Annotated in this window: 13 protein-coding genes and 2 tRNA genes; 7 read left to right on the plus strand and 8 right to left on the minus strand. The window is 61.1% G+C overall.

Annotated elements, in window-relative coordinates:
- Positions 1–49: 49 nt before the first annotated feature.
- The 7 genes from AB1E34_RS18195 to AB1E34_RS18225 form a co-directional block, all read right to left on the minus strand.
- A complete protein-coding gene (locus AB1E34_RS18195; protein ID WP_372573738.1) occupies positions 50–916 on the minus strand; it encodes a GNAT family N-acetyltransferase in 867 nt (288 codons plus the stop codon).
- A 94-nt stretch (positions 917–1,010) separates the two neighbouring features.
- Positions 1,011–1,085, minus strand: a tRNA-Gly gene (locus tag AB1E34_RS18200).
- A gap of 32 nt (positions 1,086–1,117) precedes the next feature.
- A tRNA-Gly gene (locus AB1E34_RS18205) sits at positions 1,118–1,192 on the minus strand.
- Between the two features lie 100 nt (positions 1,193–1,292).
- On the minus strand, positions 1,293–1,676 hold the full coding sequence (locus AB1E34_RS18210) for an MAPEG family protein (protein WP_372573739.1): 384 nt from the start codon (positions 1,674–1,676) through the stop codon (positions 1,293–1,295).
- A 75-nt stretch (positions 1,677–1,751) separates the two neighbouring features.
- Positions 1,752–5,189, minus strand: a complete 3,438-nt coding sequence (locus AB1E34_RS18215) for a pyruvate carboxylase (protein WP_372573740.1) — start codon at positions 5,187–5,189, stop codon at positions 1,752–1,754.
- 130 nt (positions 5,190–5,319) lie between these two features.
- Positions 5,320–6,471, minus strand: a complete 1,152-nt coding sequence (locus tag AB1E34_RS18220; protein ID WP_372573741.1) for an alpha-hydroxy acid oxidase — start codon at positions 6,469–6,471, stop codon at positions 5,320–5,322.
- A gap of 269 nt (positions 6,472–6,740) precedes the next feature.
- Positions 6,741–8,537: a sensor domain-containing diguanylate cyclase gene (locus tag AB1E34_RS18225; protein ID WP_372573742.1), complete on the minus strand. Its 1,797-nt coding sequence runs from the start codon at positions 8,535–8,537 to the stop codon at positions 6,741–6,743.
- A 186-nt stretch (positions 8,538–8,723) separates the two neighbouring features.
- Between AB1E34_RS18225 and AB1E34_RS18230 the strand changes: the two genes are divergently transcribed.
- Entirely contained in the window at positions 8,724–11,063 is a 2,340-nt protein-coding gene (locus AB1E34_RS18230; protein ID WP_372573743.1) for an ATP-dependent helicase, read from the plus strand.
- Positions 11,064–11,409: 346 nt separating this feature from the next.
- On the opposite strand, the gene AB1E34_RS18235 is transcribed toward AB1E34_RS18230, so the two are convergent.
- On the minus strand, positions 11,410–11,634 hold the full coding sequence (locus AB1E34_RS18235; RefSeq protein ID WP_372573744.1) for a DUF1127 domain-containing protein: 225 nt from the start codon (positions 11,632–11,634) through the stop codon (positions 11,410–11,412).
- Between the two features lie 983 nt (positions 11,635–12,617).
- Here AB1E34_RS18235 and mraZ point away from each other — a divergent pair.
- From mraZ to AB1E34_RS18265, 6 genes are read left to right on the plus strand one after another with little or no spacing between them, the layout of a single operon-like run.
- Complete coding sequence (gene mraZ, locus AB1E34_RS18240; protein ID WP_372573745.1) at positions 12,618–13,121, plus strand: division/cell wall cluster transcriptional repressor MraZ; 504 nt, start codon at positions 12,618–12,620, stop codon at positions 13,119–13,121.
- Positions 13,102–14,112 carry a 16S rRNA (cytosine(1402)-N(4))-methyltransferase RsmH gene (rsmH, locus tag AB1E34_RS18245; RefSeq protein ID WP_372573746.1) on the plus strand — a complete coding sequence of 337 codons (1,011 nt, stop codon included), beginning with the start codon at positions 13,102–13,104 and terminating at the stop codon, positions 14,110–14,112. The genes mraZ and rsmH overlap by 20 nt, the downstream gene beginning before the upstream one ends.
- Positions 14,109–14,465, plus strand: coding sequence for a cell division protein FtsL (ftsL, locus tag AB1E34_RS18250; protein ID WP_372573747.1), 357 nt, complete (start codon positions 14,109–14,111; stop codon positions 14,463–14,465). Before rsmH ends, ftsL begins: the two co-directional genes overlap by 4 nt.
- Positions 14,462–16,249 carry a peptidoglycan D,D-transpeptidase FtsI family protein gene (locus AB1E34_RS18255; RefSeq protein WP_372573748.1) on the plus strand — a complete coding sequence of 596 codons (1,788 nt, stop codon included), beginning with the start codon at positions 14,462–14,464 and terminating at the stop codon, positions 16,247–16,249. Before ftsL ends, AB1E34_RS18255 begins: the two co-directional genes overlap by 4 nt.
- A gap of 23 nt (positions 16,250–16,272) precedes the next feature.
- A complete protein-coding gene (locus AB1E34_RS18260; RefSeq protein WP_372573749.1) occupies positions 16,273–17,754 on the plus strand; it encodes a UDP-N-acetylmuramoyl-L-alanyl-D-glutamate--2,6-diaminopimelate ligase in 1,482 nt (493 codons plus the stop codon).
- Positions 17,751–19,133: a UDP-N-acetylmuramoyl-tripeptide--D-alanyl-D-alanine ligase gene (locus AB1E34_RS18265; RefSeq protein WP_372573750.1), complete on the plus strand. Its 1,383-nt coding sequence runs from the start codon at positions 17,751–17,753 to the stop codon at positions 19,131–19,133. Before AB1E34_RS18260 ends, AB1E34_RS18265 begins: the two co-directional genes overlap by 4 nt.
- Positions 19,134–19,158 lie beyond the last annotated feature (25 nt).

Here is a 19,158-nt window from a genome sequence, read left to right on the forward strand (position 1 = left end):
CCTACACACAGATCGAACGCTCGCTGACCGCCATCGCTTTCGACGCGTTTTAGCCCAGCTCATAGCTGGTGATGCCATAGATCCGGTTCAGATCGATATCGGGCGCATGGTCGGAATACATGCGGGCGGTTTCAAACACCTGGGTAAACCCAAGCTGCGCCGCCAGTTTCAGCGCCTCCGCGTTTGGTTCCGGCAGGTCCAGATATACAGTTTCGCCGCGCTGATCGTCGGGCACTTCCGCAAGCAGTGCGGCCAGCAGGGCGCGGGCGATCTCGGGATCGTCAGCAAAAAGCGGCCCGATCTTGAATCCGCCATGGCAGGGGCGCAGCGTGGCATAGCCGGTGATGCCATCCTGATCCTGCGCCATGCGGGAGATATGGCCGGGCGCGCCCAGCCAACTGGTCAGAAACACATCGCGCGGGGCAGGGAAGAGCGCGCGGTCATAGGTTTTTAGCGCCTCTGATGGCTGTCGCAGATGGGTGATGCCGGTTTCGGGCGGTGAGGGGAGCGCCTCCAGCGCCTGCGCCACGGTGCCGGCAAAGCGGATGTTGCGATAGATCAGCTTGAACCCGTAACGCTTGTAATTCTCCTGCTGCTCGACAACCCCGTCCAGACCCTTGTTGCGGTCGCCGCAATGGGCCAGCGCCGCCTTGGCCAACTCATAGCCATAGCCCACGCCGCGATAATCGGGATCGGCGATGTAGAACCCCATGAAGGCAAAGCTGTCGTCATAATTCACCCCCGAGATAGAAGAGATCATCCGACCATCCAGAAACCCGGCCTTGAACCCCTCCGGGTCGGTGGCGGTGAAGCAGCTTGCGTCCTGAAACCCCGGCCCCCAACCTTCACGCGCGGCCCAGTCCACGGCGGTTTGCACCTGTTCGGGGGTCATGGATCGGATGACGTAGTCGGACATCGGGGCACCTCGCTTCGGATCGTATTGACACCATAGATGTGACGCATTGGGCGACGCTACTAGGCCAAAGCGAAAATCTGAAGAGAGTTTAATTTGGAGCGGGCGAGGCGATTCGAACGCCCGACCCTAACCTTGGCAAGGTTATGCTCTACCCCTGAGCTACGCCCGCATCCATTTGGCCAATCGGCCTGGGGTCTCAACTGGAGCGGGCGAGGCGATTCGAACGCCCGACCCTAACCTTGGCAAGGTTATGCTCTACCCCTGAGCTACGCCCGCCCGGTTGAGTGAGGAGGGAGATATAAAGTCCCGTCAGTCCCTGCAAGGGGAAAATGGTTGGTGCGGAAACTTTTTGCCGGTGCGCATCCCGGCGTCAACATCACAGCGCCAGGGTGAGGTTTGTCAGCGCTGCAAGCAGGATCGAGGTAAAGGTCAGCAGAATGCCAATCTGGCGCAGCAGCAGGATCGGATCGGCTCGACCGAACCCATATGCGTGCAGCACGCGGCCCAGCAGCAGCAACAGACCCAGCAGGTGCAGGTACCAATGTGCCGCACCTTGCAACTCGGCGATCAGCAACAAGAGCAGGGCAAAAGGCGCGTATTCGGCACAGTTGCCTTGTGCCCGCATCGCCTTCATCAGGTCATCGTCGCCGCCATGGCCCATCGAGACGCGCTGCCGCCCGCGCCGGACGATCACATTTACACTCAAGGCCACAAAAAGAACGGCGATTAGGGATGCGTAAATCGGTGTGACGGAAATCATGCGCTCTGCCCCGGTCTGTTGCAATCGACCCTGCGCCAACCGAAATCGGTGCAGGGTCGCTCGGCAGATAGCACGTTATTCCAGTTCAACCAGCAGATCTTTTGCGTCGATCTGGCCGCCGGGCTGGACGTGCAGCGCGGTGACCACCGCGTCGCGCTCGGCATGGATGCCGGTTTCCATCTTCATTGCCTCGATGGTCAGCAACAGATCGCCCTCGCTGACCTTCTGGCCTGATTGTACCGCAACACTGGCCACCACGCCGGGCATCGGCGCGCCGACATGATTGGCGTTGCCCGGCTCGGCCTTGGGCCGCTGCACGGTCGTGGATGTGACCAGACGGTTCGGCACCCGGATCACGCGCGGCTGGCCGTTGAGTTCGAAGAACACCTTGACCTCGCCTTTCTCATCCGTCTCGCTGACGGCCTGGCAACGGATTTCCAGCGTCTTGCCGGGATCGATTTCGGCGCTGATCTCTTCGCCCGGTTCCATACCGTAGAAGAAAGTGCGCGTAGGCAGGGTGCGAACCGGGCCGTAGGTGCGGTGGCGGCCCATGTAATCCATGAAGACCTTGGGATACATCAGATACCCGTTCAGGTCCTCGTTATCGACCTTTTTGCCCTCAAGCTCCTTGCTGATCTTGGCGCGTGTCTCTTCCAGATCGACCGCAGGCACATCCTTGCCCGGGCGTTCGGTATTGGGTTGCTCGCCTTTCAGCACCTTGGACAGGATCGCGTCGGGGAAGCCGCCCGGAGGCTGGCCCAGATTGCCGCGCATCATGTCGATGACCGAATCGGGGAACGACACTTCGGTTTCGGGGTTCTCGACATCGGCGCGGCTCAGCCCCTGACTGACCATCATCAGCGCCATGTCGCCCACCACCTTGGACGAGGGTGTCACCTTGACGATATCGCCGAACATCCGGTTCACGTCGGAATACATCTGCGCCACTTCGTGCCAACGCTCCTCCAGCCCCAGCGAGCGCGCCTGCGCCTTGAGGTTGGTGAACTGGCCGCCCGGCATCTCGTGCAGATAAACCTCGGAGGCCGGGGCCTGCAGACCCGACTCGAAGGCTGCATATTGCCCGCGCACCGCTTCGAAATAGTCGCTGATCTCACGGATTGCCTTGATATCCAGTCCGGTGTCGCGGTCGGTGTGGCGCAGCGCCTCGACCACGGTGCCCAGCGTCGCCTGACTGGTGTTGCCGCTGAACGCATCCATGGCGCAATCGACCGCATCCACCCCGGCCTCTGACGCGGCCAGAATGGTCGCGCTGGCGATCCCGGCCGTGTCATGGGTGTGGAAGTGAATAGGCAGGCCCACCTCTTCCTTGAGCGCCTTGATCAGGACGCGGGCCGCAGCCGGTTTCAGCAGCCCGGCCATGTCTTTCAGACCCAGCACATGGGCACCTGCATCGCGCAGCTCCTTACCCATGTCGACATAGTATTTCAGGTCATACTTGGCGCGATCGGGATCCAGAACATCGCCGGTGTAGCAGATGGTGCCTTCGCAGATCTTGTTGTTCTCAACCACCGCATCCATCGCGACGCGCATGTTCTCGACCCAGTTCAGGCTGTCGAACACGCGGAAGACATCGATATTTCTGGATGCCTCCCGGACGAATTCCTGCACGACGTTGTCGGGGTAGTTGGTGTAGCCCACACCGTTTGCCCCGCGCAGCAGCATCTGGGTCATCAGGTTCGGCATTGCCTCGCGCAGATCGCGCAACCGCTGCCACGGGCATTCCTGCAGGAAGCGATAGGCCACGTCAAAGGTCGCGCCGCCCCAGCACTCCACCGAGAAGAGTTGCGGCAGGTTGGCCGCATAGGTCGGCGCCACCTTGATCATGTCGATCGAGCGCATCCGGGTCGCCAACAACGACTGATGCCCGTCACGCATGGTGGTGTCGGTGATCAGGAGCTGGCGCTGCGCCTTCATCCAGTCGGCGACGGCTTGCGGACCCTTCTGCTCCAGCAGGTTGCGGGTACCCATCATCGGCTCGGCCTTTTTGGCCGGGGCCACGGCAGGCTTCAGATCGGCGCGGGGTTCGGGCCGGTCCTTGGTTTCGGGATGCCCGTTCACCGTGATGTCGGCGATATAGGTCAGAACCTTGGTGCCTCGGTCGCGGCGCTGCTTGAAGCTGAACAGCTCGGGCGTCTCGTCGATGAACTTGGTGGTGTATTCATTGCTGAGGAAAGTGGGGTGCTTCAGCAGGTTCTCGACAAAAGCGATGTTGGTGCTGACGCCGCGAATACGGAACTCGCGCAGCGCCCGGTCCATCCGCGCGATGGCCTTTTCCGGGGTCTGGGCCGACGCCGTAATCTTGGTTAGTAGCGAATCGTAATAGCGCGTGATCACGCCGCCCGCATAAGCCGTGCCGCCATCCAAGCGGATGCCCATGCCGGTGGCCGAGCGATAGGCGGTGATGCGGCCATAATCGGGGATGAAGTTGTTCAGCGGGTCCTCGGTGGTGATCCGCGTCTGCAACGCATGACCGGTCAGTTGCACGTCGTCCTGGCTGGGTTTGCCGGTCGCTTCGGCAATGGTCTTGCCCTCGGCGATCAAGATTTGTGACTGCACGATATCGATGCCGGTCACCTCTTCGGTGACGGTGTGTTCAACCTGGACGCGCGGGTTCACTTCGATGAAGTAGAACTTGCCCGTCGCCATATCCATCAGGAACTCGACCGTGCCGGCGCATTCGTAATTCACATGTTTGCAGATTTTATAGCCCAGATCGCAAATTTCGGTGCGCTGTTCCTCGGACAGGTACGGGGCAGGGGCGCGTTCCACCACTTTCTGGTTGCGGCGCTGGACTGAGCAATCCCGTTCGAACAGGTGATACATGCCGCCATGCTTATCGCCGAGGATTTGCACCTCGACGTGGCGCGCGCGGGTGATCATTTTCTCCAGATAGCCCTCGCCATTGCCAAAGGCGGCTTCGGCCTCGCGGCGGCCTTCCAGAACCTTCTCTTCCAGTTCGTCCTCACCAAAGATCGGACGCATGCCGCGCCCGCCGCCACCCCAGGAGGCTTTCAGCATCAGGGGATAGCCGACCTCAGCCGCTTCGGCGCGGATCGCATCCATGTCATCGCCCAGCACTTCGGTCGCCGGGATCACCGGCACGCCGGCCTCGACGGCGACGCGACGGGCGCTGGCCTTGTCGCCAAGAGCGCGCATGGTTTCGGCCTTGGGGCCGATGAAGGTGATGCCGTTCTTGGTGCAGGCATCGACGAAATCGGGGTTTTCGCTCAGCAAGCCATAACCAGGATGGATCGCATCCGCGCCACATTCCTTGGCCACGCGAATGATCTCGTCAATCGAGAGATAGGCGGCGACCGGTCCCATGCCCTCGCCGATCCGATAGGCCTCATCCGCCTTGAAGCGGTGCAGGCCCAGCTTGTCCTCCTCGGCATAAACGGCGACGGTTTTCTTGCCCATCTCATTGGCGGCGCGCATTACGCGGATGGCAATTTCGCCTCGGTTGGCAATCAGGATTTTCTTGAAGTCAGTCATTGGATGTCCCGCGTCATTGTCGAGTTGGCCGCTTTGTAGAGGTCTGGTAGCGTCAAGTATATTGGGAGTTCTGGGTAGAAACGGCATTTAGGTGTCGGCAAACGGCTAGAATCTTGCCAGCCGCGTCGATTCATGGGGGTGCGAGGGGTCGCAAGGCTATCGGTGCAGGCAGATCGCGCAGGGATCTGGCCCCCAGCTGGCCCATATTCGCTTCCATATCGCTCTTGAGGATATCGATCACGTGATCCGGCCCGCCGGCCCCCAGCGCGGCCAGCCCATAGTGAAACGCCCGCCCGAGCATCACAAAAACCGCGCCCAGGGCCAGCGCGCGCAAGATGTCCAGCCCACCTTCGACACCGCTGTCAAATATCAACGGCAGATCGGTGGCGGCACGGATCTCCGGCAACCTGTCAATCGCGCCGGGCGCGCCGTCAAACTGGCGCCCACCATGGGTCGAGACCCAGAGCGCGTCCACGCCTGCCCGTTGCAACGGGTCCGCGTCTTCGCTGCGCAAGACCCCTTTGATGATAAGCTTCCCCTCCCAATGGTCGCGCAGCCAGGTCACATAGTCCATGTCCGGGGACGCTCGCAGCAGATATCCGATATGGGCGGTCGGGGGCAGGTTTTCCTGCCTCGAGATATATTTGTCCAATGTGCGCATGCGCGGCTTGCTGCCCCGTGCCATCGCCATCGCCCAGGCAGGCCGTTTTGCGATCTGCGCCAGCAGGCGCGGCGTCAGGCGGGGCGGGTGGGTCAGGCCGGACCGGGTCTGCCGCTCGCGGCGCGAGGCGGTCGGCACGTCCACGGTCAAGACCAAGGTCGAAAATCCCGCCTGCCTGACCCGGTTCAGCAAGTCTTGCCGTATCTCGGGGTCTTTTGGCGGGTAGAGCTGAAACCACGCCTCCGGCCCGATGTGGGGTGCCATGTCTTCGGGGCTCTGGCTGGCCACGGTGGACAGGACATACGGGATGCCCGCTTGCGCGGCGCTTTGTGCAAGCGCCTGTTCTGCTCCCTGCCAGACAAGGCCAGACATCCCGACCGGAGCAACACCAAAGGGCAGAGGATAGTCGCGATCCAGAAACCGGGTGGTCAGATCGAATTGCATCGGGCCTTTCAGGATGCGCGGCAGAAACCCGATCTGATCCAGGGCCTGTCGGTTTCGCGCCTTGCCGTTCTCAGCGCCGGTGCCACTATCGAGATAGTCCCAGACGAATTTCGGCAGGCGACGTTGCGCCCTTTCTTTGAGATCAGCAATGCCGGGATAGGTGCTGTGCAAATCCATGGGCGGCTTTTACGCTGCGTCGCGGCGATAAGTCCAGACTTATCCGGTCAGCGAATAGCTGTTATGCGGCCAGGTCAGTTTTTCGAAACACAACATGAACACCCTTTTGCTTTATTCAGTTTTGCGATGAGTTCAGACTTGGGACGTTTCGACCAGATGGGTGCCTTTGATGGCGTCTTACCGTTGGGCCTCGCGATGCTGCGCGCCCGCCGCCTTAAAACGATGTGAACGCGGGTTGATCCAAACTGTCGTGCAAATCGGTAATGCGTTCAGGCGGCCGTCGCGGATGGTGGCGTCTGGTGCTTTATCTTGTGCTCATCCGACCCATTGCCGCCAGCGGCACCAGATTCTGCCGATCCAGCGACCTGCACCTGATTGCGGCCCTTGTCCTTGGCACTATAGAGCGCGCCGTCTGCTGCGCGCAGCAGGTCCTGCGGTATCGTGCCATGCGCCGGATAATGCGCGACGCCGACCGAAATAGTGATGCGCGGCAGGGCTTTCTCACCATAGCGGACCGAGACCGCCTCGACCGCTTGCCGGAGCTGCTCGGCACTTATCATGGCATCATCCGGGGTGTTGTCAGGCAGGATTAACACGAACTCCTCCCCGCCAATGCGACAGGCGATCTCGTCCCGGTCACAGCCTTGCTCCAGCGCCGCGCCCACTGCACGCAAGACCATGTCTCCGGCATCGTGCCCGTGAGTGTCGTTGAACTTCTTGAAGTGATCGACGTCTACGGCAATCAGGCTCAGCGGCGCGCCCGTCTGTTGGCTGCGGCTGATGCCCTTGCGCAGGGTTTCGGTCATGTGGCGGCGATTGAACAGCCCGGTCAGCGGGTCGCGTACCGACTGATCGTGCAACTGATCCCGCATCCGCACATTGGCAATCGCCATGCTGATCTGTTCGGCACAGAGCTGCGCAAGCTTTTTGCTGTTGTGAAACTCCTCTCCGCGGCCCTCATGCGAGCGAAGATGCAGCAACCCCACGGTTTCGCCATGCGCCAGAATCGGAAAACAGAAATACGCCCGCCCGTCATGCGGTTCGGCATGTTCACAGACAAAATCGATCTCTGAGGCGCCAAATTCATAGGTGCGACCCCGGCGCAGACCCCAGCACCCTTCGGGGTGAATATGTGCCTTATGTGAGCCACCATTCCAGCTGGCACAGCCGTCCAGCACGTCACGGGAGTTGGAATAGACATACACGCTGCCTTCGGCCTCGGGCAGGATATGGGTCATGAAGCGGGATACCATATCGAACAGTTCATCCAATGAGCGACTGGATTGCAGCCACTCGTTCAACTCACCCAGCAGCCGCACCTCTCGTGCCAGACGCAGTTGATCTTCCATCAACTCGCGTTCCTTATCATTGCGATTGTTGAGGGCGCGCAGTTGCATGCGATTGGCGCGATAGACGACAAAAGAGACCATGAGGATGGACACAACCACCAAACCACTGATCAGAAACATCAGCGGCTGCACGCGGTCCAGGAATGTTTTGCGCAATTCAGTAACGTCGGTAAAGAATTCCAGCGCCCCCAGATAGGCACCGCCACTGGTGACGGGGGTGACGGTTTCAGCAACATCTCTCATCTGATCCGAGCGCGCGATGGCACTGGTTTCGGCATAAAGCACCTCAAGCGCTGAGCGGCTGGACAGATCAAAGAATATCTCGCCGCTTACCGTCGTGCCCCGTCTTTCCGGATGCAGGGCGGGCGCGTGACTGTGCGGCCCGGCAGAAGACCAGATAGGCTTACCGGTCGCATCGTAAATCTGCAGGCGATAGATATCGGAGGTTTGCGGAACAAGATGCAGCAGTTCAAGGTCTTGTTGCGCGATTTCGCCCTCCCCAAATGTCTCATGCAGGTTTGTGATGAAAGACGTCACTTGCCGCTGCCAGACACCGGATTGGTGCCGTATATCAGCCTCGATCATCCTGTCGACGATGGGATTGGCACCGCGTAAAGCGCCCCAGGCGGCCACGGCGAGCACTGCAAGAACAGCCAGACCGATGCTCAGCCGCGACAGCAGTCGTCTGACACGCCGCGTCATCGAAGTATTTGCCATCTCGAGTCCCCCAGAGCCTGTGCAAGACTGTGCCGGGGCCGGGTTTGACAATTGGTAAACGCGGTCACGCGGATTGGCGCGGATTTTGTTCTAATTGTTCAGAGTTTTCAGAAAACCGGGATTTCGCACGAACAAGAGGTGAACAAACTCTTTCCAATCGGTTTGTACCGGCGTAGTTTACGCGCCATGAGCAGCCATGACGAATTAGAGGCGTTCGAACACGCCTCTCTCTCCGCCCGCGCCATGGGTGCGCGCCCGACAACTTATCTGGATGACCTGAACCCGGCGCAGCGGGATGCGGTTGAATTGCTGGATGGCCCGGTGCTGATGCTGGCAGGCGCAGGTACCGGCAAGACCAAGGCGCTGACCACCCGGATCGTGCATCTGCTGAATACCGGAGCCGCGCGCCCGAACGAGATTCTGGCGGTGACCTTCACCAACAAGGCCGCCCGCGAAATGAAAGAGCGGGTGGGGCGCATGCTTGGCCAACCCGCCGAAGGGATGCCCTGGCTGGGCACGTTCCACGCGATCTGCGTAAAGCTGCTGCGCCGCCATGCCGAACTGGTGAACCTGAAATCGAACTTCACCATCCTCGACAGTGACGACCAGCTGCGCCTGCTCAAACAGTTGGTGCAGGCTGCCAATATCGACGACAAGCGCTGGCCCGCCCGGATGCTGGCGGGGATCATCGACGACTGGAAGAACCGCGCGCTCACGCCCGACAAGGTGCCCTCTGCCGATGCTGGCGCCTATAATCACAAGGGTGTTGAACTCTATGCGCAGTACCAGACGCGCTTGCGCGAACTGAATGCGGTCGATTTTGGTGACCTGCTCCTGCACATGGTCACCATTTTTCAGACCCATGCAGACGTGCTGCAGCAATATCAGCGTTGGTTTCGCTACATCCTCGTAGATGAATATCAGGACACCAACGTCGCCCAGTATCTCTGGCTGCGGCTGCTGGCGGGGGCGCACAAGAACATCTGCTGCGTGGGCGATGATGACCAGTCGATCTATGGCTGGCGCGGGGCTGAAGTGGGCAACATCCTGCGGTTCGAAAAGGATTTTCCCGGTGCTCATGTGGTGCGGCTGGAGCAGAATTATCGCTCCACCCCGCATATCCTTGCGGCGGCTTCGAATGTGATCCGCGGCAATCAGGGGCGTCTGGGCAAGGAGTTGTGGACCGAGGCGGATGAGGGTGAAAAGGTCCGTCTGATCGGCCATTGGGATGGTGAGGAAGAGGCGCGCTGGATCGGCGAGGAAATCGATGCGATGCAGGGCGGCACCCGCGGGGTGCGACCCATGAGCCTGGATGAAATGGCGATTCTTGTCCGTGCTTCTCACCAGATGCGCGCCTTCGAGGATCGGTTTCTGACCATCGGGTTGCCTTACCGCGTGATCGGCGGGCCACGGTTCTATGAGCGGATGGAGATTCGCGATGCCATGGCCTATTTCCGGCTGGTGGTCAGCCCAGAGGATGATCTGGCCTTCGAGCGGATCGTGAACACCCCCAAACGCGGACTAGGTGACAAGGCGCAGCAGACGATCCAGATGACTGCACGCGCAAACGGCGTGTCGCTGGTCGAAGGCGCGCGCCTTGCGGTCGAGCAGGGTGCGATCAAGGGCAAGGGCGGCGGCGCTCTGCGCGAGTTGGTCGAAGGACTGGCGCGCTGGGGCCGGATGGCGGGTGACAAGGACCTGAGCCATATGGAACTGGCCGAGATCGTTCTGGACGAATCCGGCTATACCAGCTTCTGGCAGAACGACAAGACGCCCGAGGCACCGGGGCGCTTGGAAAACCTCAAGGAGTTGATCAAGGCGCTGGAAGGCTTCGAGAATCTGCAGGGATTTCTCGAACATGTCAGCCTGATCATGGAAAACGAACAAAATGATGGCGGGGCCAAGGTCTCGATCATGACGTTGCACGCGGCCAAGGGGCTGGAATTTCCCGCCGTCTTTCTGCCGGGATGGGAGGACGGGCTGTTCCCCTCCCAGCGCAGCATGGACGAATCGGGGATCAAAGGCCTCGAGGAGGAACGACGGCTGGCCTATGTAGGCATCACCCGCGCCGAGGAGGTCTGCACGATCTCTTTTGCCGCGAATCGCCGGGTCTTTGGCCAGTGGCAGAACTCCATGCCGTCCAGATTCATCGATGAACTGCCCGAGGATCATGTCGACGTACTGACGCCACCCGGTCTTTATGGTGGCTCGGGCGGCGGATTCAGTGCGCAAGGGATCGAAACTCGCGCGGCAGAGGCCAATGTCTATAACTCGCCGGGCTGGAAACGCCTGCAGGCGCGGCAGGGTCAATATGGCGTGTCGCAACCGAAAGAGAGCCGCAATACGGTGATCGACATGGATGCGGTGGCTAGTTTCACGCTGGGCGAGCGCGTGTTTCATCAGAAATTCGGCTATGGCGCGGTGATCGGCATCGAAGGTGACAAGGTCGAGGTGGAGTTCGAAAAGGCCGGGCTGAAGAAAGTTGTCGCTCGGTTTTTGAACGCCAGCGACGACGTGCCTTTCTGAGCCAATCTCGAACCTGACCCCATGAATCGAAAACGGCGGCACCCGGGAGGAGGTGGGTGCCGCCGCTCTCTTGCAGCACCAAGCCTAGGGAGGAGGAGAAGGCCCGATGTGTTCCGCATCCGGGTCACCCCGGTATTTGAGTAACGGCGATGCCCCGGGAGGAGGTGGAGCATCGCCGCTCTTGCAACACCGAAAGCCTAGGGAGGAGGAGCGGCCCCGGTGGTGTCTTATCCGGCATCTTTGGCCGGTATTTTGGCGACGGCATCAGGGAGGAGGAGGATGCCGCCGCTGCTTTCAGTTCCCCAGGGAGGAGGAGAGGGGCGCTGAAATTCTATTCTCTTGCGCCTCAGGCGGCGCGGTTGTCGTAAGCGGCTTCCATCGCGATGCTGCGGATCATGCCGCGGTGCATGCCGAGGTCGGCCAGTTCACGGTCCGACAGAGCCGAAAGCTCACTCAGGGTCCGGCGATATACGCGGTACTGTTCGAACCGGTTCTTGAGGCTTTCGATACCGGCATAGAAGCCGGAAAGTTCGAGGCCGTTTGCGGCGCTGAAGTCGTTTGTAGCTGCCATTTTGCTCATCCATCCGTGTGTCGTTGCGCTGGGTACGTCCTGCGCTGTTGAGACTGAAGATAGGCGAATGCTGCGGATGCACAATGGCTCACGTGATCAATGCTGCTATGCAGAAAACGCATGGATTGTGTATTGAAATCATGTAGTTCGATTTTTTCCCTTTTTTTGTTAGCGTTAGCGCATGGGTGAAGATCGGGGTCATGAATCTCACGAAAAAGTGTGCGCCCACCATTTACGCACTGCGCCAGCGCTTTGGTTGTCTCTTGTGCGAAATGAGGGCGGTGTTCTTTCTTTGCGTCCTGGGGAAATCGGGTAATCTTGTCTCGCGCGCTTCTGCCTGTCGCATGACTCTGCCTGCGTTACTTGCGGGGTGGGAATTCATGGGCGGGCTTGGGTTTTGCTACCTCAGGGGCCGGAATGCTGCCTCTAAACCCCTCTTTATTGCTTTGATTCGCCTTTGATGTTTCGAACATAGGGTGAACATCTGACTTTTTACTGATAAGGGTTAAATTTTTCTGGGATTATATGGGATATTTTGATGCACTCGTTTTTGAGCTATATATAGTATGTGCTCTGATATATTTTGATATATGGGGTATTTCAGGGGGGAAATTTGCGATATTTTATGTGCTCTGACAGTAGCTCCTCGCTTCTAAGTTAAGATGCGCTCATAATTTCCTATTGATTTCCATGAATTCCCATGGCATCCCTTATTCATCCGATGAGGACGAGGCGACAAGGGGCACCAAACGACCCCGGTAAGAACAAAAAAACGGTTTCATACAGGCATCTCGCTTTCATCAGACCAAAGAGATCCGGCGCGCGGGCGAGCAGACATCCCCCCCCCAGGTGCGCGTGCAGTCGGACTTCCCGCAAAGCGGGCCAATGCGGCGGGTTGATCAGTGGCAGCAGATCAACCCGCCGTTTCTCGTTTCCGGGGGCGGAAGAGTTTTGGTGGGGCGCGAGCGAAAGGGACAGTCAGCTTGGCGCGCATGTTCAGAGGCGAAAGCCACCATAAGGTGGACAGCAAGGGCAGGGTGTCGATCCCGGCCTCGTTTCGCCGTGTTCTTGAGGCGGGCGATCCCAACTGGCAATCCGGCAGCAATCCCGAACTGGTCATCGTCTATGGTGATCACCGCCGCAACTTTCTTGAATGCTACACGATGGAAGCCATCGAAGAGGTCGATGCCAAAATCGCCCTGCTGTCGCGCGGCTCGATGGAGCGCAAGCTGCTGCAGCGCCTGTTTCACGGACAGTCCTTTCCCACCACTGTGGACGAGACCGGACGCTTGGTGCTGCCCGCCAAGCTGCGCAAGAAAATCGATCTCAAGGATGAGGCCTTCTTCTTCTCCACCGGGGATACCTTCCAGATCTGGAAGCCCGAGACCTATGACGTTGAGGAACTGGGCAAGTTCGAAGACTTCATGGACGATCTGCCGGACGATTTCGATCCGATGCAGTTCCTGGATGGCGCCGGGGGCGCGTGACGGCATGGCCGCGCGTGCGTCTTCCGATGATCCCCACATTCCCGTTTTGCTCCGCCCGTTGTTGCAGGCGGTCGCTCCGGTCTCGGGTGTCTGGCTGGACGGCACTTTTGGCGCCGGCGGCTATACCCGCGCCTTGTTTGAGGCCGGCGCCGAGCGCGTGATCGCCGTAGACCGTGATCCGCTGGCTTTCGAGATGGCGGCAGGCTGGGCAGGTGAATATGGTGACCGGCTGGTGATGCAGCAGGGCGTGTTCTCGCGCATGGACGAGTATGCACAGGACCTCGATGGCGTGGTGCTAGACCTCGGCGTGTCCTCGATGCAGCTCGATCTGGCAGAGCGCGGGTTTTCCTTCATGAAAGACGGCCCGCTCGACATGCGCATGAGCCAGGAGGGTGAAAGCGCCGCTGATCTGGTCAACACCGCCACCGAGGCTGACCTGGCCGACATCCTGTTTCACTATGGCGAAGAACGCGCCAGCCGCCGTATCGCCAAGGCGATCGTCAAAGCGCGCGCCGAAGCTCCGTTTGAGACGACGCTGCAACTGACCGGCGTGATCGAGCGTTGCCTGCCACGTCCCAAGCCCGGCCAGTCCCATCCCGCGACCCGCAGCTTTCAGGCGCTGCGCATTGCGGTGAACGCCGAATATGATGAGCTGTTTCAGGGGCTGATGGCGGCCGAGCGGGCGTTGAAGCCCGGCGGCACGCTGGCGGTCGTGACCTTCCATTCCATCGAGGACCGGATGGTCAAGCGCTTCCTGCAGGCCCGCGCCGGACGCACCGGGCGCGCCAATCGTTACGCGCCCGAGCAGGTGCAGGAGCACCCACAATTCGACCTCAAGACCCGCAAGGCTATTGGACCTGATCCGCAGGAGCTTGAGGAAAACCCGCGATCGCGGTCGGCAAAGCTGCGGGTGGCGGTGCGCACGGATGCGCCTGCCGGGGGGATCGATGCCAAAAGCATCGGTATGCCGCAATTGAAGGGGGCAAGATGAGAAGCGTGATTTACGTGCTCACCGCCTTGGCCGTGTTCGGCCTTGCGCTCTGGGCCTATCAGGAAAACTACAAAACCCAGCAAGTGCTGAAAGAGACACAGACGTTGCAGCGCGAGATCGGCGCAGCGCAGGTGCGGCTGAGCGTGCTGCGCGCCGAATGGGCCTATCTCAACCGCCCCGACCGGTTGCGCGAGCTGGCGGATCTGAACTTTGACCGGTTGGGCCTGCTGCCCCTGCGCCCCGACCAGTTCGGCAAGGTGGATGAGGTCGCCTATCCGCGCCCGCCAGAGCCTGAGATCACCATCAACAACGCCATTGATGTGCGTGCCATCCTTGAGGAGCAGTTCCCATGACCCGCACGCCCCTGCGACCGCTGGCCCGTGTGCTTGAGGCGCGTGCCAAGGGTCAGAACCCGGCGGCCATCGAACGCGAGAACATACGCAAACGGCATGAAGAGATGCGCGACCGCACCCGCGCCCGGGCCGAGGGCCGCCTGCTGGTGCTGGCCGCCTTCTTCTTCTGCGCCTTTGGTGTGGTTGGCGCGCGCATGGGCGTCATGGCCACCGCCGAGCCGCAGGAGCCGATTGCCAGCGTCCCGGGCGCATCGATTGCCACCCAGCGCGGCGACATCGTCGACCGGCAGGGGCGCATTCTGGCGACCAATTTCGAGACCCATTCGCTTTATGCCCAGCCGCCGCTGATGGTCGATCCGATGGCTGCGGCCGACGGGCTGGTACAGATCTTCCCCGATCTCGACCGCGACCGGCTGGTCAAGGATTTCACCGGCAAGCGCAAGTTCCTCTGGATCAAGAAGCGCATCTCACCGGAACAGAAACAGGCGGTGCATGATCTGGGCGATCCCGGTCTGCTGTTCGGTCCCCGCGAAATGCGCCTCTATCCCAATGGTCAACTGGCGGCGCATGTTTTGGGCGGCGCCGGGTTCGGCAAGGAAGGCGTCAGCGCCGCCGAGGTGATCGGGGTGGCCGGGGTCGAGAAGAAATTCGACACCTATCTGCGCGACCCGGCCAACGGCGCCAAGCCGCTGCAATTGTCGCTGGATCTGACCGTGCAGGCTGCGGTCGAGCGGGTGCTCTATGGCGGCATGAAGATCATGAACGCCAAGGGTGCCTCGGCCGTGCTGATGGATGTGCATACGGGCGAAGTGGTCTCGGCTGCCTCGCTACCCTCTTTCGATCCGAATGATCGCCCGCGCCCACCCACCTCTGGCTTTGATCCGTCCGACAGCCCGCTGTTCAATCGCTATGTGCAAGGGGTGTATGAACTGGGCTCGGTCTACAAGATCTTCACGGCGGCGCAGGCGGTTGATCTGGGGCTGGTGAACTCCAATACCATCATCGACACCTCCGGCCCGATGCGGATCGGGCGCTTCCCGATTGGCGAGTTTCAGGGCAAGAATTATGGTAAGCTGAGCGTCGCGGACGTCATCGTCAAAAGCTCCAACCGGGGCACCGGGCGATTGGCCATTCAGATAGGTGGCAAGCGGCAGCAGCAATTCCTCGACGGTTTGGGCATGTTCGATCCGACCCCGTTCGAGATTGTCGAAGCGGCGGGTGGCAAGCCGCTTTTGCCCAAGAAATGGGGTGAACTGAGTACCGTCACCATATCCTACGGCCATGGGCTTTCGACCAGCCCGATGCATCTGGCCGCCGGGTATGCCGCCATCGCCAATGGCGGCAACTATGTCAGCCCGACGATCCTGAAACGGACCGGGGCGCAATACGGTCCGCGCGTGATGTCGAACAACGCTGCGAAACAGGCCCGCGACATGCTGCGCAAGGTGGTGACCAGCGGCACGGCCAGCTTTGGCGAGGTGCCGGGGTATGAGGTGGGCGGCAAGACCGGCACCGCCGACAAGCCCAAGCCACGCGGCGGCTACTACGACAAGAAGGTGATCGCCACCTTCGCTTCGATATTCCCGATGAGCGACCCGAAATATGTGCTGGTGGTGACTCTGGATGAACCGTCTATCCTGGCCTATGGCGAAAAGCGCCGCACCGCGGGCTGGACCGCTGTTCCGATAGCGGCAGAGCTGATCGGGCGCGTGGCCCCATTGCTGGGGTTGCGGCCAAAGGTTGAGCAACCCGATCCGGCTGCTATAACGCTGACCGCAAACTGATCGGCAAGAAGGCAGGCGCGAATATGGGCGGACCGGCAAAAACACTCAGCCAACTGGCCCTGACCGCGCGCGGTGGAGCGAACCCGCAGATCACCGGGCTGGCCGTCGATAGCCGCGAAGTGCAGGACGGTTTTCTTTTTGCAGCGCTGCCGGGCAGCCGTGTGCATGGTGGCGAGTTCATCCAATACGCTCTGCGCATGGGAGCCGCTGCGATCCTGACGGATGCAAAAGGGGCCGAAATCGCGGCCACCGAGTTGGCCGCCTCGGATGCAGCTCTGATCGTCACCGAAGACCCGAGGCAGGCGCTGGCCTATAGCGCCGCCCTATGGTTCGGTGCGCAGCCCGAGGTGATGGTGGCGGTGACCGGCACCAATGGCAAAACCTCCGTCGCCACGTTCGTGCGCCAGATCTGGTCGGAACTGGGCCATAAGGCGGTGAACCTGGGCACCACCGGCGTCGAAGGTGCCTGGACCGCGCCGCTGGCCCATACCACGCCGGAACCGATCACCCTGCATCGCTGCCTGGCGCAGGCGGCAGAGGCGGGCGTGACCCATGCCGCGATGGAGGCCTCGTCTCATGGGCTGGAACAACGCCGCCTCGACGGTGTGCGGCTTGAGGCGGCGGGGTTCACCAATTTCTCGCAGGACCATCTGGATTATCACGATACGTTCGAGGCCTATTTCGCCGCCAAGGCGGGCCTCTTCCGCCGGGTGCTGTCGCCCGAGGGCACGGCGGTAATCAATATCGACGACCCAAAAGGGGCCGAGATGCGCGCCATCGCCGCCGCGCGCGGGCAACAGGTTATCACGGTTGGGCAGGGGGTCGGCGATCTGAACCTGCTCAACCAGCGCTTTGACGCAAGCGGTCAGGACCTGCGCTTTTCTTATGATGGCAAGGTGTACCAGACCCGCCTCAATCTGATTGGCGGGTTTCAGGCGCAGAATGTGCTGATGGCCTGTGGATTGGCCATCGCGGCGGGGGATGACCCCGAACGGGTGTTCGAGACGCTGCCGCATCTGACCACCGTGCGCGGACGGATGCAGTTGGCCGCAACCCGTGACAATGGCGCGACGGTGTTTGTCGACTATTCCCACACGCCTGACGCGGTGGCGACCGCGCTCAAAGCCTTGCGTCCGCATGTCATGGGCCGCCTTGTCGTGGTGGTCGGGGCAGGTGGTGATCGCGATACGGGCAAGCGGCCCCTGATGGGTCAGGCTGCGGCAGAAAACGCGGATGTGGTCTTTGTCACCGATGACAACCCGCGTAGCGAGGACCCGGCCCTGATCCGCGCCGCTGTGATGGGCGGCGCCCCTGACGCCAGCGAAGTGGGCGACCGGGCAGAGGCCATCCTGCGCGGTGTCGACAGCCTGCAACCGGGTGATGCGCTGCTGATCGCTGGAAAAGGACATGAAACCGGGCAGATTGTTGGCGATGACGTGTTGCCTTTTGATGATGTGGAACAAGCAAGCGTGGCCGTGGCTGCCTTGGACGGGAGAGGTGTATGACACTCTGGACAAGTCTTGAGGCCGCACAGGCCACTGGCGGGCGGGCGACGCAGGATTGGGAGGCGAGCGGCGTCTCCATCGACACCCGCACGATCGAACCCGGCGATCTGTTCGTTGCGCTCAAGGATGTGCGCGACGGCCATGACTTCGTGGCGCAGGCGCTGGAAAAAGGCGCGGCGGCGGCTCTGGTCAGCCATGTGCCGGACGGGGTGGCCGAAGACGCGCCGTTGCTGATCGTCGATGACGTGCAACATGGGCTGGAGGATCTGGGCCGCGCCGCCCGAGCCCGCACCGGTGCGAAAGTGGTTGCGGTGACCGGTAGCGTCGGCAAGACCTCGACCAAGGAAATGCTGGCCCAGATGCTGGGCGATCAGGGCGAGACCCATGCCAGCGTCGCCAGCTACAACAACCACTGGGGCGTACCCCTGACGCTGGCTCGGATGCCGCGCGACACAGAATATGCGGTGATCGAGATCGGCATGAACCATCCCGGCGAGATTGCGCCACTCGCCCGTCAGGCCCGCCCGCATGTGGCGCTGATCACCACTGTTGCGCCAGCCCATCTGGAGGCGTTTGAGTCCGTCGATGACATCGCTCGCGAGAAAGCGGCGATCTTCGATGGGTTGCCCCATAACGGCATCGCCATCATCAACGCCGATATCAAACAGGCCGATATCCTGCGTGGCAAGGCCGAACAGGTCGGCGCGCGGGCGCTGACCTTCGGCAGAAACGCCACGGATTTCAAACTGGTCGAGTTGGAAAGCGATGGCACCTCGACGCTGGCCAAGGCCAATATCTACGGCTCGGTTCTGGGCTACAAGATCCGCTCGCCGGGCACGCATTTTGCGATGAACGGGCTGGGCGCGATCCTGGCCAGCGCTGCCCTTGGGGCCGATCTGATCCAGGCGATCACCGCGCTAAAGGATTGGACGCCCTATCATGGCCGCGGCGCGCGCCGGAAGATGGAGCTGCCGACCGGCGGCACCATCCAGCTGCATGATGACAGCTATAACGCCAACCCCGCCTCGATGGCCTCGGCACTCGAAGTGCTGGGGGCAAGCGAAGGTCGCCGCCGGGTGGCCTTTCTGGGTGACATGAAGGAGTTGGGCCCCAAGGCCGAAGACTTCCACGCTGAACTCGCTGAGCTGGAGGCGATGGCCAATGTAGACAAGGTTCATTGCATCGGCCCGCTGATGAAAGCACTGCATGCGGCTCTGCCCGAGGACAAGCGCGGCATCTGGGCCGAGACCAGTGGCGATATGGTGCCATCCCTGCCTGATCTGATCGATCCGGGCGATATTGTGCTTGCCAAGGGCTCGCTCAGCATGGGATTGGCGCAGATCGTTGACGGCATCCGCCATATGGATGACGCCGACTGAACAAAAATACGAACGAGGGGCCGTT

Source organism: Ruegeria jejuensis, from assembly GCF_041537905.1.
Lineage (GTDB): Bacteria > Pseudomonadota > Alphaproteobacteria > Rhodobacterales > Rhodobacteraceae > Ruegeria_C.

Bases quoted from the DNA above. Each gene is read 5' to 3' on its own strand.
- AB1E34_RS18195 (WP_372573738.1), bottom strand. From the start codon at position 916: ATGTCCGACTACGTCATCCGATCCATGACCCCCGAACAGGTGCAAACC.
- AB1E34_RS18210 (WP_372573739.1), bottom strand. From the start codon at position 1,676: ATGATTTCCGTCACACCGATTTACGCATCCCTAATCGCCGTTCTTTTT.
- AB1E34_RS18215 (WP_372573740.1), bottom strand. From the start codon at position 5,189: ATGACTGACTTCAAGAAAATCCTGATTGCCAACCGAGGCGAAATTGCC.
- AB1E34_RS18220 (WP_372573741.1), bottom strand. From the start codon at position 6,471: ATGGATTTGCACAGCACCTATCCCGGCATTGCTGATCTCAAAGAAAGG.
- AB1E34_RS18225 (WP_372573742.1), bottom strand. From the start codon at position 8,537: ATGGCAAATACTTCGATGACGCGGCGTGTCAGACGACTGCTGTCGCGG.
- AB1E34_RS18230 (WP_372573743.1), top strand. From the start codon at position 8,724: ATGAGCAGCCATGACGAATTAGAGGCGTTCGAACACGCCTCTCTCTCC.
- AB1E34_RS18235 (WP_372573744.1), bottom strand. From the start codon at position 11,634: ATGGCAGCTACAAACGACTTCAGCGCCGCAAACGGCCTCGAACTTTCC.
- rsmH (WP_372573746.1), top strand. From the start codon at position 13,102: ATGGCGCCGGGGGCGCGTGACGGCATGGCCGCGCGTGCGTCTTCCGAT.
- ftsL (WP_372573747.1), top strand. From the start codon at position 14,109: ATGAGAAGCGTGATTTACGTGCTCACCGCCTTGGCCGTGTTCGGCCTT.
- AB1E34_RS18255 (WP_372573748.1), top strand. From the start codon at position 14,462: ATGACCCGCACGCCCCTGCGACCGCTGGCCCGTGTGCTTGAGGCGCGT.
- AB1E34_RS18260 (WP_372573749.1), top strand. From the start codon at position 16,273: ATGGGCGGACCGGCAAAAACACTCAGCCAACTGGCCCTGACCGCGCGC.
- AB1E34_RS18265 (WP_372573750.1), top strand. From the start codon at position 17,751: ATGACACTCTGGACAAGTCTTGAGGCCGCACAGGCCACTGGCGGGCGG.